The organism is Mycobacterium sp. SMC-2, from assembly GCF_025263485.1.
In the GTDB taxonomy this organism is placed as follows: domain Bacteria; phylum Actinomycetota; class Actinomycetes; order Mycobacteriales; family Mycobacteriaceae; genus Mycobacterium.
The window spans coordinates 1,873,895-1,890,673 of the sequence record NZ_CP079863.1 but is presented as its reverse complement, the minus strand read 5'-3'; the positions used below and the strand labels follow the sequence as shown (position 1 = coordinate 1,890,673).

Below are 16,779 nucleotides of genomic sequence, written 5' to 3'. Positions count from 1 at the left end.
CGGCTTGGCACCATGGTCAGGTGACCACCCGTGACCCGCTAGGCCGGTTCAGCGCGATCACGCGCGAATGGTTCGGCACGACGTTCGCCGCGCCGACGACCGCGCAGGCCGAGGCCTGGGACGCCATCGCCGACGGCGACAACACGCTGGTGATCGCGCCGACCGGATCCGGCAAGACGCTCGCGGCGTTCCTGTGGGCCATAGACAACCTCGCCGGCTCGGCCGCGCGGCCGGCCGGCACCCGCGTGCTCTACGTCTCCCCGCTCAAGGCGCTGGCCGTCGACGTCGAACGCAACCTGCGCACCCCGCTGGCGGGGCTCACCCGCATCGCCGAGCGGCACGGCCTGCCGCCGCCCGACATCAGCGTCGGCGTCCGCTCCGGCGACACCCCGCCCGCCGAACGCCGTCGGCTCATCGCGCGACCCCCCGACGTGCTGATCACCACGCCGGAGTCGTTGTTCTTGATGCTCACCTCGGCCGCGCGCGAAACCCTGGCCGGCGTGCAGACGGTGATCGTCGACGAGATCCACGCCATCGCCGCCGGCAAGCGCGGCGCGCATCTGGCGCTGTCGCTGGAGCGCCTCGACGAGCTGCGGGAGGGGCCGCCCGCGCAGCGCATCGGGTTGTCGGCGACGGTGCGCCCGCCCGAGGAGCTCGCCCGGTTCCTGTCCGGACAGCAACCCACGACCATCGTCGCTCCTCCGGCAGCCAAGACCGTCGAGCTGACGGTGCAGGTGCCGGTGCCCGACATGGCCAACCTGGCCAACACTTCCCCGCTAGCGGGAGGTACCCCCAGCATCTGGCCCGACGTCGAGGCGCGGCTGGTCGACCTGATCGAAGCGCACAAGTCGACCATCGTGTTCGCCAATTCGCGCCGGCTGGCCGAGCGGCTCACCGCGCGGCTCAACGAGATTCATGCCGAACGCTGCGGCGTGGGCCTGTCGGGCGAGAGCAACCCGAAGGTGGCGGGCGGGGCGCCCGCCCACCTCATGGGCAGCGGCCAGACCTACGGCGCCGACCCGCTACTGGCGCGCGCCCACCACGGCTCGGTCAGCAAGGAGCAGCGGGCCCTGGTCGAAGAGGACCTCAAGCGCGGGCTGCTCAAGGCCGTGGTGGCCACGTCGAGCCTGGAGCTGGGCATCGACATGGGCGCCGTCGACCTGGTGATCCAGGTGGAGGCGCCGCCGTCGGTGGCCAGCGGCCTGCAACGCATCGGGCGGGCCGGTCACCAGGTCGGCGAGGTGTCCCGGGGGGTGCTGTTCCCCAAGCACCGCACCGACCTGATCGGCTGCGCGGTGACCGTGCAGCGCATGCTGACCGGCGAGATCGAAACGATGCGGGTGCCCGCCAACCCGCTGGACATCCTGGCGCAGCAGACGGTGGCGGCCGCCGCGCTGGAGCCGCTGAACGCCGACCGGTGGTTCGACACGGTGCGGAGGGCCGCCCCCTTCGCGACGCTGCCGCGCAGCGTGTACGAGGCCACCCTCGACCTGCTGTCGGGCAAGTACCCGTCCACCGAGTTCGCCGAGCTGCGGCCCCGGCTGGTCTACGAGCGGGACACCGGCACGCTGACCGCGCGGCCCGGCGCGCAGCGGCTGGCCGTCACCTCCGGCGGCACCATCCCCGATCGCGGCATGTTCACGGTCTACCTCGCCAGCGAAGCGGAAAAGCCGTCGCGGGTGGGCGAACTGGACGAGGAGATGGTGTACGAGTCCCGGCCCGGCGACGTGATCTCGCTGGGCGCCACCAGTTGGCGGATCACCGAGATCACCCACGACCGGGTCCTGGTGATTCCCGCGCCCGGCCAGCCGGCCCGATTGCCGTTCTGGCGCGGCGACGACGCCGGGCGCCCGGCGGAGCTGGGCGCCGCGCTGGGGGCGTTGACCGGCGAACTGGCGGGGCTGCACCGCGAAGCATTCGAAACCCGTTGTGCGGGGTTGGGTTTCGATGCCTACGCGACCGACAACATGTGGGCGCTGCTCGACGAGCAGCGCACCGCCGCCGGGGTGGTTCCCACCGATACCACCCTGCTGGTCGAGCGGTTTCGCGACGAACTGGGCGACTGGCGGGTGATCCTGCACTCGCCGTATGGGCTGCGGGTGAACGGGCCGCTGGCGCTGGCGGTGGGCCGCCGGCTGCGCGAACGCTACGGAATCGACGAGAAGCCGACCGCCTCCGACGACGGCATCGTGGTGCGATTGCCCGACACCGGCGACACCCCGCCCGGCGCCGAACTGTTCGTCTTCGACGCCGACGAGATCGATCCCGTCGTCACCGCCGAGTTGGGCGGGTCGGCGCTGTTCGCGTCGCGGTTCCGGGAATGCGCGGCCCGCGCGCTGCTGCTGCCGCGGCGCCACCCCGGCCGCCGGTCGCCGCTGTGGCACCAGCGACAGCGGGCCGCCCAACTGCTGGACGTGGCCCGCAAATATCCCGACTTCCCGGTGGTGCTGGAGACCATCCGCGAATGCCTGCAGGACGTCTACGACGTGCCCGCCCTGGTCGCGCTGATGGCCGGCATCGCCCAGCGCAAGGTGCGGGTGGTGGAAGCGGAAACGCCGCGGCCGTCCCCGTTCGCGGCGTCCCTGCTGTTCGGCTACGTCGGCGCGTTCATGTACGAGGGCGACACCCCGCTGGCCGAGCGCCGGGCCGCCGCGCTGTCGCTGGACAGCACGCTGCTGGCCGAACTGCTCGGCCGCGTCGAGCTGCGCGAGCTGCTCGACCCGGACGTCATCGCCGCGACCGGCCGCCAGCTGCAGCACCTGTCGGAGGACCGCGCCGTCCGCGACGCCGAAGGCGTCGCGGACCTGCTGCGGCTGCTGGGCCCGATGACCGAGGAGGAGGTCGCGGCGCGGGCCGGCGGCGCCGAGGTGGGCGGCTGGCTGGAGGGCCTGCTCGCGGCGCGGCGGGCGCTGCCGGTGTCGTTCGCCGGCCGCAGCTGGTGGGTGGCCATCGAGGACATCGGCCGGCTGCGCGACGGGGTCGGGGCGCCGGTTCCGCTGGGCGTGCCGGCAGCCTTCACCGAGGCGGTGGCCGACCCGCTGGGCGAGCTGCTGGGCCGCTACGCGCGCACCCACACCCCGTTCACCACCGCGGAGGCCGCCGCCCGGTTCGGGCTGGGGCTGCGGGTGACGGCCGACGTGCTGGGCCGGCTGGCCGCCGACGGCCGCCTGGTCCGCGGCGACTTCATCGCCGCCGCCGAGATCGCATCCGGAGGCGAACAGTGGTGCGACGCAGAGGTTTTGCGCGTGTTGCGGCGGCGATCGCTGGCCGCGCTGCGCGCGCAGGTCGAACCGGTGAGCACCGCCGCGTACGGCCGCTTCCTGCCGGCCTGGCACCAGGTACCCGGCGGGCACTCCGGGCTGGACGGGCTGATGTCCGTGATCGACCAGCTTGCCGGTGTCCGGCTGCCGGCCTCGGCGATCGAACCGCTGGTGCTGGGTCCCCGGGTGCGGGACTACTCCCCCGCCATGCTCGACGAGCTGCTCGCCACCGGCGAAGTGACCTGGTCGGGCGCCGGGTCGATCTCGGCCGGCGACGGCTGGGTCGCGCTGCACGTTAGTGAATCCGCGCCGCTGACCCTGGCCGGGCCCGCCGACATCGACTTCACCGACGCCCACCGCGCGATCCTGGACACGCTGGCCGGCGGCGGCGCGTACTTCTTCCGCCAACTGGCGCAGAGTCCGATCCCGGACGCAGAGCTGAAAACCGCATTGTGGGAACTGATTTGGGCCGGTTGGGTCACCGGCGACACGTTCGCCCCGGTGCGCGCCGTGCTCGGTGGCGTGGGGAACCGCAGGCGCTCGGCCCCGGCGCACCGGTCACATCGGCCGCCGCGGCTGAGCCGATACAGCGTCGCGCACGCGCAATCCCGACCGACCGACCCGACGGTGGCGGGCCGATGGTCGGCCGTGAGCGCCCCCGAGCCGGATTCCACGGTGCGCGCCCACTACCAGGCGGAGTTGCTGCTCGGCCGCCACGGCGTGCTGACCCGGGGCGCGGTGGCGACCGAGGGCGTCACCGGCGGGTTCGCCACGCTGTACAAGGTGCTGAGCACCTTCGAGGAAGCCGGCCGCTGCCAGCGCGGCTACTTCGTCGAGTCGTTGGGCGGCGCGCAGTTCGCCGTCGCGTCGACCGTCGACCGGCTACGCAGCTACAGCGAGGGCATCGACCCCGAGCGACCGGAATACCGGGCGGTCGTGCTGGCCGCCGCCGACCCGGCCAATCCCTACGGCGCCGCGCTGCCGTGGCCCGCCTCGAGCGGCGACGGTGCGCGGCCGGGCCGCAAGGCCGGCGCGCTCGTCGTGCTGGTGGACGGCCACCTGGGCTGGTTCCTCGAGCGCGGCGGACGGTCACTGCTCACCTTCACCGACGACCCCGCGGCCCACGGCGCGGCGGCCGCGGCGCTGGCCGACCTGGTCTCCTCCCGGCGCGTCGCGTCGATCCTGGTAGAGCGCATCGACGGGACGCCCGCGCTGCAGCCCCAGCCCGGGGGGCCGAACCCGGTCGCCGAGGCGCTGGCCGAGGCCGGGTTCGCCCGCACACCGCGCGGGCTTCGGCTCCGGTAAGGCTGCGCTGGCCATGCCCGAGGGAGACACCGTCTGGCACACCGCGGCCGTCCTGCGCCAGCACCTGGCCGGGCGCATCCTGACGCGCTGCGACGTCCGCGTCCCGCGGTACGCGACCGTCGACCTCACCGGGCAGGCGGTCGACGAGGTGCTCAGCCGCGGCAAGCACCTGTTCATCCGGGTGGGCCGGGCGAGCATCCACTCCCACCTGAAGATGGACGGCAGCTGGCGGGTCGGCGACCGGCCGGTGCGCGTCGACCACCGGGCGCGAATCGTCCTGGAAGCCGGCGCCATTCGCGCCGTCGGGGTGGACCTGGGCGTGCTGGAGATCCTGGAGCGCGACCGCGACGCCGACGCCGTCGCGCATCTGGGACCCGATCTGCTGGGCGAGGATTGGGACGCCGCGCTCGCCGCCGCCAACCTGGCGGCCCACCCGGACCGGCCGCTCGCCGAGGCGCTGCTGGACCAGCGGGTGCTGGCCGGGATCGGCAACGTCTACTGCAACGAGCTGTGTTTCGTCACCGGGCACCTGCCCACCGCTCCGGTGAGCGGGGTGGCCGACCCGCGGCGGCTGGTCTCCCGCGCACGGGACATGTTGTGGCTGAACCGGTTCCGCTGGAACCGCTGCACCACCGGTGATACCCGGGACGGGCGGCAGCTGTGGGTCTACGGGCGAGCCGGGCAGAGTTGCCGTCCCTGCGGCACCCCCATCTCCTACGACGGCTCCGGCGACCGGGTCGCCTACTGGTGCCCGTCCTGCCAGCGCTGACGCGCCGAGTCCGATGGTGGCGACCCGCGGCGCCCGGCTACGCCGCGCTTGCGATCACCACGAGTCCTAATCCCGCGCGTGCGCCAGGAAGAACTCCGCGATGGCCTCCGACCCGTCGAGCGCCCGGGTGGTCGGCCCGATGATCGCCTTGGGCAGGTACTGCCTGCCGCCCGGCCACGTGTGCCCGCCGCTGTCGATCTGGTAGAAGATCACCTCGGTGGACGCCGCGCACGCCGCGGAGTCGAAGCGGTGCACGACGGTCCCGTCCCCGACGTTGGGCAGCGCCTGCACGGACGGATCGCCATGGCACCCGTCGACCGAACGCCACTTGTTCACCATGCTGTTGGCGGAGATGGAGTGGCTGACCCCGCCGCGGCCGCGCACGGCCCCGCCCTGGAACGGCACCAGCGGGTCGGCGGTGCCGTGGGCCTCCCAGACTGACACCGGCCGCGACGGGTTGCACGCCACACCCACGCCCAGGGTGCCGGCCACGGGCGCGACCGCGGCGAACACGTCGGCGCGGTCGCATGCCAGCCGGTTGGACATGAATCCCCCGTTCGACATCCCGGTGACGAAAACGTGCCCCGGGGCGATGCCGTAGTCGTTCTGCAGCTTGCCCACCAGCCCCACTAGAAAGCCGACGTCGTCGATGTGCCGGCGGTCCGCCGGCGACGCCCCCCGCCCGTCGGCCCAGCTCTTGTCGTAGCCGTCGGGATAGACCACCAGCAGGTTGTGCGCGTCGGCGACGGTGTCGAAACCGGTCAGCCCCCGCTGCCCGTTCCCGGTACCGCCGCCGCCGTGCAGGCTCAGCACCAGACCGACCGGGCTACCCGGCGGCACGTGCAGCAGGTAAGTTCGGTCCATGCCGCCGGAACGGAATGTCCCGGAAGCATCCCGAGCGCTAGCCGCCGCCACATGCCGCACACCACAGCCCACCAAGCACACCGCCACCAGGGCCAGCGACAACCACCGCGCGTACGGCATACCGTCAAGACACCGCCGGGGCCGACGCCGGAGCAAACCTGGGTGTGGCAATGGTCGCAATATCACTGATCCTGCACCGTGCCACGCCGCAACGTGCGAATATTCGGGCAGCCCCCGCTGTCAGCGAGCAACGGCACTTCGATGTCACGGGAGTATCAGAAATGACGAGGACCCCCATCCGCAACCCCGGCCTGCTGCTGTTGCTGCTGGCCGCCGGCGTCGTGCCGGCGGCCGGGCTGCTGGGCGCGCTGGGGACGGCGCCGGCCGCCCACGGCACGGCCAACGATGACGCTTTCCTCGCGGCGCTGACGGCCAAAGGCATCAACTACGAATCACCCGAGACCGCCATTCGGTCGGGTCACCTGGTGTGCCAGCGACTCGATGCCGGCGAGCCGCCGCAACAGGTGGCGAACGACATCATGACCAACAGCCATCTCGACGGCTACCACGCCGGCTACTTCGTGGGGGTGAGCATCCGGGCGTACTGCCCGAACTACGCCCCCCAGGCCTGAAAACGTAACACTCAGTTGACGGGCTCGTGACAAGCGCACGAATAAAATAAGTCTGGAAATATTCCCGAGAACTCGAAGGCCAAATGATTCCCAGACTTTTGGTCGGCGTTGCACTCGCCCTCGGCGCTGCTGGCTGGCCCGCAGCAACCGCCAACGCCGACCCAAGCCCGTTCAGCACGCTGAGCTGCAGTTGTGAGGAGACGGCTCCGGCGGGCAGCACCGACATGGTCGACTGGGGAATCCGGCAGGGCCTTTACGACCTGCCGGTCACCCGAATCGACACTTAGGGCTCACTTCCGCCCCCGCGTCCGCCGCTCGACGTAGTGGTGGTAGCGCGCGGCGCGTCGCCGGATGCGAAACGCGCTTCCGCGGGTGCGATGCGGCTGCCCGACAAGGTGTATCGGCTCGCTGTAGAACAGCATCTTGGCTAGCTCCACTAAAACCAGGTAGCACACGACAAAGGTGCCCAGCGCGGCGAAGAACTGCCACGGCAGCGGCGTGAAGCCCAAGGTCCGCGCCAGCGGTGAAATCGTCAGCCCGGCGCCGACGGCGACCACGGTGAGGCTGGTGACCGTCAGCAACGCGCTGGCCCGGCTGAAAAAGAACGGCACCATGCGGGTGCGAATGACGAAGATGATCAGCGTCTGCGTCGCAAGGGATTCCACGAACCAGCCGGTCCGGAACTCGATGGCGCCGGCGTGCAGCACGCCCAGCATCAGTCCGAACGTCAGGAAGTCGAACAGCGAGCTGATCGGTCCGAAGATCAGCATGAACCGGCGGATGAACGCGACGTTCCAATGCGACGGCGCGTGCAGCTGCGCCGCGTCGACCCGGTCGCTCGGGATCGCCAGCTGCGAGGTGTCGTAGAGCAGGTTGTTGAGCAGGATCTGGCTGGGCAGCATCGGCAGAAACGGCAACAGCGCCGACGCGGCCGCGGCGCTGAACATGTTCCCGAAATTGCTCGACGTGCCCATCAACACGTACTTGATGGTGTTGGCGAAGATGCGCCGGCCCTCGGCCACCCCGGTGGCCAGCACCCCGAGGTCCTTTTCCAGCAGCACCACGTCGGCGGCGTCCTTGGCCACGTCGGTGGCGCTGTCCACCGAGATCCCCACGTCGGCGGCGTGCAAGGCCAGCGCGTCGTTGACCCCGTCGCCCAGGAAGCCGACCGACCGCCCCTCGCGCCGCAGCGCGGCGATCAGCCGCGCCTTCTGCTCGGGGGAGATGCGCGCGAAGATGGTGTGGTTCTGCGCGATGCCGGCGAACGCGTCGTCGTCGTCCAACGCGTCGAGCTCCGCGCCGGTGATGGTGCCCTTCGATACCAAACCCATTTCGCCGCAGACCTTTTCGGCGACGCGCGGATTGTCCCCGGTGGCGATCTTCAGCTCGATGCCCAGGTCGGCCAGTTCCGACAGCGATTGGCGCGCCGCGGATTTGGGTTCGTCGGCGAACACCAGGAACCCCGCGAGCGACAGGGCGCATTCGTCCGCGCGGGTGAGTGTCGTCAGTCCCGGAGCCGGTCTCGCGGCCACGGCCACCACCCGGCGCCCGGCGGCGAACAACGCGGCGAGGGTTTCCTCCGCGGCCGGCGGGACGTCCCGGCACTGGGCCAGCACCTGCTCGGGCGCGCCCTTGACCACCAGCACCCGATTGCCGTCGTCGTCGACCAATGCCGACGTGGCCCGGCGTTCGTGGTCGAACGGCAGCATCGCCACCCGGTGCGCTGCGCCGGCCACCAATTGGTGCGCCCCCGAAGAATCCCAGAGCGCGGCGTCGAGCGAATTGGCGCTGGCCCCACCGGTTTCCGGGTCGACATCGGTGGCCAACAGCCCCAGCCGACGGACCGTGTCGCTGTGCGCACCGGCGGGATCGACCGTGTCCACCAACCGGATCCGGCCTTCGGTCAGGGTGCCGGTCTTGTCGGTGATGAGGATGTCGATGTCGCCGAGGTCCTCGATGCACACCAGCCGCTTCACGAGCACCTTCGCCTTGGCCAACTGCCGTGATCCGGTGGCCAGGCCGGTGGAGACGACGGCGGGCAGCAGCTGCGGCGTGATTCCGACCGCGATCGCCAGCGAGAACAGCACCGAGTCGATGATCGGTTTCGCCAACAGCAGGTTGCTGATCAAGATGACCACCATCAGCGCGACGGCGACCTGCAGCAGCAGGTAGGAGAACCGCCGCAACCCTACTTGGAAGGCGGTCTCGGGCTGGCGTTCGTCCAAACCCGAAGCGATCCGCCCGAATTCGGCGTTCTTCCCGGTCGCGTACACCACCCCGATGCCCTCGCCGGCGCTGACGATGGTGCCCATGAAGGCCAGGTCGGTCGCGTCGGCCAGGTCGGTTCCGGGAGGCACCGGTTCCGGTGACTTCTCCGATCCGGTCGACTCCCCGGTCAGGATGCTCTCGTTGCATTCCAGGCCGCTGACCTCGATCAGCCGGACATCGGCCGGCACGGCCTCCCCCAGCGACAACCGGATGACGTCGCCGGGCACCAGCGCGGTGACGGCGAGCGCGACGAACTCCCCGTCGCGGCGCACCACGGCGTTGTGGTGCACGCTCGCGTGCAGGTCGGCGGCCGCCCGCTCGGCGCGGTATTCGTTGATGAAGCCCAGCCCGATGCTGGCCACCAGGATGACGAAGATGATGACCGCCTGCATGCTGTCGCCCAGGAAGTACGAGACGACCGCGGTGCCGGCCAGCAGGATGAGCACCGCGTTGCGCAGTTGACGGCCCAGCACCGCAAGGACATTGACCCGGTGGGTCCGCACCGCGTTCGGCCCGTGGCGCGCCAGCCGGGCGGCGGCCTGGGCGCTGGACAACCCGGCGGCCGAGCTGTCCAGCCCGCGCAACACCTCGTTGACCGAGGCGGCCGCGACCGACGTCGTGGCCGGGGCCGCGGAATCCAGGAGCTCGGCGGTCATAACCAGTCGCGCCGTTTGAACGCCAGGTACAGCACGGCCATCAGCACGAATATCAGGCTGGTACTGGCGATGAAACCGGCGAAGTGGCCGAAGCCCGGGTACGGGACGTTCTGGCCGTAGAACCCGGTGATCGCGGTGGGGACGGCGATGATGGCCGCCCACCCGGTCAGCTTCTTCATGATGGTGTTCAGCCGCGCGTCCTGCAGCGACAGATTGGTCTCGAAAATGGTTGTGACCATGTCGCGCAACGACTCCGTCCATTCCGACACCCGGAGCACGTGGTCGTACAGGTCGCCGTACAGCGGGTCCAGCTCCGGGGCGGTCCCCACCTCGTGGCGGTGGTGTTGAATCGAGTTGACCACCTCCCGCATCGGCAGCGCCACCCGCCGCAGCGCCACCAGGTCCCGTCTCATCTGGAATGTCCGGCGCTGAAAGCCCGCCTGGCCCGGCCTGCCGTCGAACAGGTCGTCCTCGATGGCCTCTACGCAATCGTCGAGGGCCTCGACCGCCGCAAAATGACTGTCCACCACGACGTCGAGCAGTCCGTGGACCAGGGCGCCCACCCCGTACTGTTGACCGCCGATCTCCTCCCATCGCCGCGTGACCGCGGCAATGTCGAAGTCCGGCGTCAGGCGCACCGTGATCAGACCGCGGGGCAGCACGAAGGCCGAAATCCGGTGCATGGACAGCATCCGCCACGGCTCGTCGCCGACGTCCCCGGCGACCTGGACGGCATAGACGGTGAAGAACGTGTGGGTCTCGTAAGCGGTGGCCTTGACCCGCTCCGCCGCCGCCACGGCGTCTTCGACGGCCCAGGTGTTGAGGCCGAGTTCGGCCGCCAGCTCACACAGCGCGCCGTGGTCCGGCGCGCACAGATCGGCCCACACCAGCGTGTCCGCCTCGCGCAGGTACTCCGAGATATCACCGAACGCGAAGTCGTCCTGCGGCTTACCGTGGCGCCAGACGCGGCCCTGGACGTTCGGGGTGCCCTGCACGACGCTATCTTCTCAGCCCGGCCCGGCCGGCGCCTCTCAGTAGGTGGATATCTCGTCCGGCGCGGGCAGGTCGCCGCTGACCATGAAGATGACGCGGCGCCCGACCTCCACGGCGTGGTCGCCAAAGCGCTCGTAGAAGCGACCCAGTAGCGCCGCGTCCACGGCGACGGGAACGCTGTCGGTCCAGTCCTGATCCAGCAGCACCTTGAACAAATGCCGGTAGAGCTCGTCCATCGCGTCGTCTTGTTCGCGAAGTCGAGCGGCCTGCTGCGGGTCGTGGGAGATCAGCACCTGTTTGGCGCTGTCGCCCAAGGCGATTGCCACCTTGGCCATGTCGGCGAAACAGGCGCGGACGTCGTCGGGAAGTTCCCGATTCGGGTGCTCCCGCCGGGCGATCTTGGCGATGTGCACGGCCAGTGCGCCCATTCGTTCGATGTCGGCGGCGATCTGGATGGCGCTGAAGATCGCCCGCAACTCACCGGCAACCGGTTGTTGCAGCGCCAGCAGGGCGAACGCTTCTCGTTCCGCTCGCTCCCGCATCACCACCATTCGCTCATGCTCACTGATGACCTGTTCGGCGGCGCCGAGGTCGGCGTCCAACAGGGCCTCGGTCGCCCCCTTCATGGCTTCGTTGGCCAGGCCGCACATCTCGCCGAGTTGGACGGTCAGCTCGGCCAGCTGCTGGTGATAAGCGGTTCGCATAGCGTAACGGTGGCCAATGCGGGCGCTTTTCGCAAGTGACGAAAGCCCCCCGAAAAGGGCCTGAATGACTTTTTCCGCGGGCGTTACCGCCGGTTAAGCTGCCGCTGTAACCCTTGCGTCATCGTGGACGCGCGGACAATTCAGCTGAGCCCGGAGAACACGGTGCACACACGACGCGGCCTGCCCGGCCTGGGCGTGCTGACGGCTCCGTTGCGCGTCGCCGCGGTGGGCACCGAGATCGCCGCGGGCACCGCCCTGTTGGGCGGCCATGTCGCGGCCAGCATGGGCAGGTCGCTGGCGCGCGCGACGCCGGACGTTCCCGCGCTGGCGCGCGCCGCGGCGGGCGCCGTGCTCGAGGCGGTGGGCGGTCCTCCGACCCGGCGCGTCAGCGGCAACGGGCCCAGGCGCTGGATCGAGGTGCGCGGCCTCGAGGGCGAACATGCCGAAAAGATCGCCGCCGAGGTGCTAGCGGCCGTCCGGGCGCTGCCCGGGGTGCGGCAGGCCCACCTCAACCCCACCCTGGCGAGGGTGGTGGTCACGGTGGCCGACGACGGTCCGTCGGCGGCCGCGCTGTGCCGGACCGTCGCCGATGCGGAACGACCCCACCGCAGGCAGGCCGCGCGGGAACACCCGGCCACCCTGCCGGGTGACGACGCGCTGCTGATGGGGCGGATGATCGCGGCCACGGCCGCCTCGGTGGGCTTGGGCCTATCACTGACCGGCAGCCTGCTGCGGCTGCCCCGACTCCCCGATTTGGTGGCCGTGCCGCCGACGCTGGCCGACCACCTGCCGCGGCTGCGCCGGGAGTTGGAGCGACGCCTCGGGCCCGACGGCACGGATGTGCTGTTCGGCGTCGTCAACGCGACCACCGCAGCCTTGACGCTGTCGCCCACGGCGGCGGCCGCCGAGGCCGCCACCCGCACCATGCTGGTGGCCGAGGCGTTCAACGGCAGGGTGGCGTGGATTCGGCATGAACCCGGGTTGGCCGGCCAGCCGGTGCCCGACGACGCGCCCGCGGCGCCCGTGCGCAACCCGAATCCGCCGGACGGGCCCGCGGAACGCTACGCCAACCGCATCGGTATGGCCGGCATCGGCGCCGGCGCCGCGGTCGGCCTACTCACGCGCAACCCCGACGCCGCCGGCGCCGCGGCGCTGGCCGCGGTCCCCAAACCGTTGCGCACCATGCGGGAAGCGTTCGGCTGCACGATGAATCGCGGCCTCACCACCCGTCACGACGCGCTGGTGCTGCGCCCCCGCGTGTTGCGGACACTCGACCGGATCGACGCCATCATGGTCGACCCGCGAGCGCTGTACACCGACGAACTGACGGTGAGTCGCGTTCTGGGCGTTGAGGATTCGGCACGCACCCAGGCCTGGGAGGCGGTTCGGGCCGCGCTGGGAAACGACGGCTTGAAGCCGGGATGGCACCAGCTGGCCGACATTCCCGGGGCCGGCGGCACCGGCGAGGCGCTGATCAGCCCGGTCCGCGATGCGTTCGCGGCGGCGGTGCTCACCGAAGCGCGGCGGTCACAGCCGCGCGTCTACTCCCTCGACGACGACGGATTGCGTTCCCTGGCACAGGGTTTCGACCAATTGTATCCGGCGGAGGGGCCCATCGACCACGCGGTGGCGGCGGCCGTCGCGGAACTGAAGGCCGCCGGGCACACCGTTGCGCTGTTGACCACCTCGGACATGCGGGGCGCGCACCGGTCCGACGTGACGATCGGCGTGCTGCGGCCCGGACACTGCCCGCCGTGGGCCGCCGACGTCATCGCGAACGACCTGACCGGCGCCTGGCGCCTCTTGCACGCGCTGCCCGCCGCGCGCGCCGCCACCGACGGCGCCGTTCGGTTGTCGGCCTCCGCGTCGGGCCTGGGCGCGCTGATGCTGATTCCCGGTGTGCCGGGGCGCAGTTCGGCATCGGTCAACGTCGGCATGGCCGCCAGCCTGTGGTTCGGATACCGGGCGGCGATCAAGGCCCTGCGGGATCCGCTGCCCGAGCCCGAAACCAGCTACGACTGGCACGCGCTGCCCGTCGCCGAGGTGCAGCGGCTGCTACCCCGCCCGGCCGAAGAGGACCGCGAGGAGGCGCCCAGGTGGTGGCAGCGGGTGCCGCCGGCGCGCGTCCTGCACGACGCGAGCGCGGCGTCGTGGGGAGCCGTCCGCGATTTCGCCGACGAGATGCGCGGTGACCTGGCGGACCCGATCACCCCGCTGCTGGCCACCGGCGCGGCGGCCAGCGCGCTGCTCGGCTCGCCGCTGGATGCCGTCCTGGTGGGCAGCGTGCTGTTGGTCAACGCCGCCCTGTCGGCCGAGCAGCAGCTGCACGCCGAGAACGTACTGAATCGCCTGCTGGCCGTGCAGGATCCGCCGGCCAGACGGCGGGTGGGTCCGCTGGACGCGCACCGCCGCGAGAAGGTGCCGACCAAGCGGCTGCGGCTGGGCGACATCATCGAAGTCCACGCCGACGAGGTGGTCCCCGCGGATGCCCGGCTGCTGCACGCCTCGAACGTGGAGGTCGACGAGTCGACGCTGACCGGCGAATCGCTGCCGGTGGCCAAGCAGACCGAGCCCACGCCGGGAGCCCCGCTGGCCGAACGGACCTGCATGCTCTACGCCGGCACCACGGTGGTCGCGGGCACGGCGGTGGCCGTGGTCACCGCCGTGGGATCGCGGTCGGAGGTGCGCCGGGCGCTGGCGATGGCCCCGCGCAAGCTGCAGGAGATCGGGCTGCAGCGGCAGTTGCGGCACATCACGCGCCGGGCGTTGCCGTTCAGCGTGGCGGGCGGGGGCGCGGTGGGGTTGCTCAGCCTGGCCCGGGGCGCCGGGTTGCGCGAGGCCGTCTCCAGCGCGGTCACGCTGATCGTCGCCGCCATCCCGGAGGGCTTGCCACTGGTGGCGACGCTGGCCCAGCTGGCCGCCGCGCGCCGGCTCACCGGCGAATCGGTGCTGATCCGCAACCCGCACTCGGTGGAGGCGCTGGCCCGGCTGAACGTGGTGTGCTTCGACAAGACCGGGACGTTGAGCGAAAACCGGCTGAAGGTCAAGCAGGTGCGCCCGATGGCGGGCTACACCCCCGGCGCGGTGCTGGACGCGGCGTTGAGCACCAGCTATGCCAGGCACACCCACCGCGTCGAGCACGCCACCGACGACGCGATACACCGGGCGGCCGGCGATCCCGCCCTGCGCGGCGACGGATCCGGGACGCGACGCCTCACCCGGGACGCGTTTTTGCCGTTCCAGTCCGGGCGCCCGTTCGCGGCCGCGCTCGTCGGCACCCGGCTGACCCTCAAGGGCTCACCCGAGGTGCTCTCGTCGGCTTTGCTGCACGACGACCACCCGCTGACGCAACAGGTCGACGAGATGGCGGCCAACGGGTTACGGGTGCTGGCGGTGGCCGAGAGGCAACTCAGCCCGAAGGAGGCGGCGGCCGCGGCGAAGGATCCCGACCGGCTGGAGGCGCTGTGCGCCTCCGGGCTGACGCCCATCGGCCTGCTCGGACTGGCCGACACCTCGCGGGCCGCGGCCCCCGCGGTACTCAAGGAGCTCGCCGCGCGCGACATCGGCGTGCGGCTGATCACCGGCGATCACCCGGCGACCGCGGCGGTGATCGCGCAGGAGCTGGGCATCGACGTCACCGGAGACCAGGTGATCACCGGCAGCGATTGGGAGGCGCTGTCCGCCGACGGGCGGGCGGCCGCGGCCGCGTCGCGGGTGGTCTTCGCGCGGATGACACCGGAACACAAGATCGACGTGGTGCAGACCCTGGAGCGGTCCGGGCTGGTGACGGCCATGGTCGGCGACGGCGTCAACGACGCCGCCGCGATCCGGGCGGCCAGCGTGGGCATCGGGGTTGCGGCGCGGGGCAGCGACGCGGCCCGCACGGCGGCCGACGTGGTGCTGCTCGACGAGCGGATCGAGGCGCTGCTCGACGCCCTCGACGAGGGCCAGCAGCTGTGGCGGCGCGTGCAGTCCGCGGTGTCGATGCTGTTGGGCGGCAACCTCGGCGAGGTTTGCTTCGCGCTGATCACCACCGTCCTGACCGGACGTTCGGTGCTCAATACCCGCCAGATGCTGTTGGTGAACATGCTGACCGACGCGCTGCCCGCCGCGGCGCTGGCCGTCAGCCCGCAGACGGGCACCGAAGAGGTCGAGCGCGACGAGGCGGCGATGTGGCGGGCGATCGGGATCCGCGGCGCCGCCACCACGATCGGCGCCACGACGGGCTGGGCGATGGCCCGCGTGACCGGCCCGCCGCGCCGCGCGGCGACGGTCGCGCTCATCGCGCTGGTCGGCACGCAGCTCACCCAGACGCTGGTCGACTCGCGCGCGCCGCTGGTGGTGTTGACGTCGGTCGGCTCGCTGGGCGCACTCGCGGTGGTGGTCAGCACCCCGGGGCTCAGCCAGGTGTTCGGCTGCACGCCCGTGGACCCGCTCGCCTGGGGTCAGGGTCTGCTGGCCGCGGCGGTGGCCAGTTCACTGTCGGCGCTCGCCCCCGGCCTGCTGCTGCGCGCCTCCGAGGGCGTCCAGCGGCGATTGGTCGGCGGCTGATGGCGCTCGAAAACGGTTGCCATCACGTGCTGTTCACGTCTGGTATACCCCGCGTCCACTCCTTTGGGTCGCGGGCCGGTCGCGCTGGCCGTACCCTCTGGGTAGGGCGGCTATCTGAGGAAGGCAAGCGGGCGGGTGGTTGAGATGGAGCGCGATAATCGGTTGCGGCTCAAGCCTTATCGCTCGGTGTCGGAACACGTCGACGGCGCCTGGTGGCCGCGGTCGACCGACCTGGTCGAGGAGCTGCCCAGGTTGTTGACATCGCTGTCCGAACGGATGGGGCGGGTCGTGATGGTGGGCTACCGCCGCAACGGCTGGGACGAGACGCCGGCCCTGATCGAGGTCGCCGGCCACACGGTCGAGCTGCTCGGCTTCACCAGCGACGAGCCGACCAGCATCATCCTGATCGGCGAGAACGGCCGTCACATCACCCTGCAGGTGATCCGGCCGGACACCGGCGAAGCGGCGGCCCGGGAAGCGCTCGAGCGCGCGGGGATACCCGCCGACGCCGCCCCGGCCGCCCGTTCCACGGTGGCGCGATCGGTGGCCGACGTCGCGGAGAAGCTGGCCCTGCACGAGGGGCTCGGCGACGAGGAACGCACCGCCCAGATCAAGCGCTGGAGCGAGGAGGCCGCCGAGCAGTTCGTCGACGCACCGGTGCAGACCTTCGTGCCGATCCTCGTCGAACACATCGTGCGCAATCGCATGCTCGAGTCCCGCAGGACGACCCCGTCGGCCGTGCCGGCGAGCCGCCGCTGAATCGTCGACGGGGCGTTC

The 16,779-nt window shown here is 71.4% G+C and carries 10 protein-coding genes; 6 read left to right on the top strand and 4 right to left on the bottom strand.

Annotation, left to right across the window (positions count from 1 at the left end; translation table 11 throughout):
• The first annotated feature begins 20 nt into the window (after positions 1–20).
• Together KXD96_RS08945 and nei2 are read left to right on the top strand one after the other, a co-directional pair.
• Positions 21–4,565 (top strand): ATP-dependent helicase, encoded by a 4,545-nt coding sequence (locus KXD96_RS08945; protein WP_260744238.1) that lies wholly within the window; start codon positions 21–23, stop codon positions 4,563–4,565.
• A 13-nt stretch (positions 4,566–4,578) separates the two neighbouring features.
• Positions 4,579–5,334 carry an endonuclease VIII Nei2 gene (gene nei2, locus KXD96_RS08940; RefSeq protein WP_260744237.1) on the top strand — a complete coding sequence of 252 codons (756 nt, stop codon included), beginning with the start codon at positions 4,579–4,581 and terminating at the stop codon, positions 5,332–5,334.
• Positions 5,335–5,400: 66 nt separating this feature from the next.
• Here nei2 and KXD96_RS08935 read toward each other — a convergent pair whose 3' ends face one another.
• A complete protein-coding gene (locus tag KXD96_RS08935; protein ID WP_260744236.1) occupies positions 5,401–6,318 on the bottom strand; it encodes a PHB depolymerase family esterase in 918 nt (305 codons plus the stop codon).
• Positions 6,319–6,479: 161 nt separating this feature from the next.
• Between KXD96_RS08935 and KXD96_RS08930 the strand changes: the two genes are divergently transcribed.
• Together KXD96_RS08930 and KXD96_RS08925 are read left to right on the top strand one after the other, a co-directional pair.
• Positions 6,480–6,830 carry a DUF732 domain-containing protein gene (locus KXD96_RS08930; protein WP_260744235.1) on the top strand — a complete coding sequence of 117 codons (351 nt, stop codon included), beginning with the start codon at positions 6,480–6,482 and terminating at the stop codon, positions 6,828–6,830.
• An 83-nt stretch (positions 6,831–6,913) separates the two neighbouring features.
• A complete protein-coding gene (locus KXD96_RS08925; RefSeq protein ID WP_260744234.1) occupies positions 6,914–7,117 on the top strand; it encodes a hypothetical protein in 204 nt (67 codons plus the stop codon).
• A gap of 3 nt (positions 7,118–7,120) precedes the next feature.
• Here the strand turns inward: KXD96_RS08925 and mgtA are convergent, their stop codons facing one another.
• The 3 genes from mgtA to phoU are packed head-to-tail and all read right to left on the bottom strand — an operon-like array spanning position 7,121 to position 11,451.
• Positions 7,121–9,754, bottom strand: coding sequence for a magnesium-translocating P-type ATPase (mgtA, locus tag KXD96_RS08920; protein WP_260744233.1), 2,634 nt, complete (start codon positions 9,752–9,754; stop codon positions 7,121–7,123).
• Positions 9,751–10,749 carry a magnesium transporter CorA family protein gene (locus KXD96_RS08915; protein ID WP_260744232.1) on the bottom strand — a complete coding sequence of 333 codons (999 nt, stop codon included), beginning with the start codon at positions 10,747–10,749 and terminating at the stop codon, positions 9,751–9,753. Before KXD96_RS08915 ends, mgtA begins: the two co-directional genes overlap by 4 nt.
• 36 nt (positions 10,750–10,785) lie before the next feature.
• Positions 10,786–11,451, bottom strand: coding sequence for a phosphate signaling complex protein PhoU (phoU, locus tag KXD96_RS08910; protein WP_260744231.1), 666 nt, complete (start codon positions 11,449–11,451; stop codon positions 10,786–10,788).
• Between the two features lie 282 nt (positions 11,452–11,733).
• Between phoU and KXD96_RS08905 the strand changes: the two genes are divergently transcribed.
• Both KXD96_RS08905 and KXD96_RS08900 read left to right on the top strand, forming a co-directional pair.
• Positions 11,734–16,002 (top strand): cation-translocating P-type ATPase, encoded by a 4,269-nt coding sequence (locus tag KXD96_RS08905; protein ID WP_260745286.1) that lies wholly within the window; start codon positions 11,734–11,736, stop codon positions 16,000–16,002.
• A gap of 144 nt (positions 16,003–16,146) precedes the next feature.
• Positions 16,147–16,761: a DUF5994 family protein gene (locus KXD96_RS08900; RefSeq protein ID WP_260744230.1), complete on the top strand. Its 615-nt coding sequence runs from the start codon at positions 16,147–16,149 to the stop codon at positions 16,759–16,761.
• Positions 16,762–16,779 lie beyond the last annotated feature (18 nt).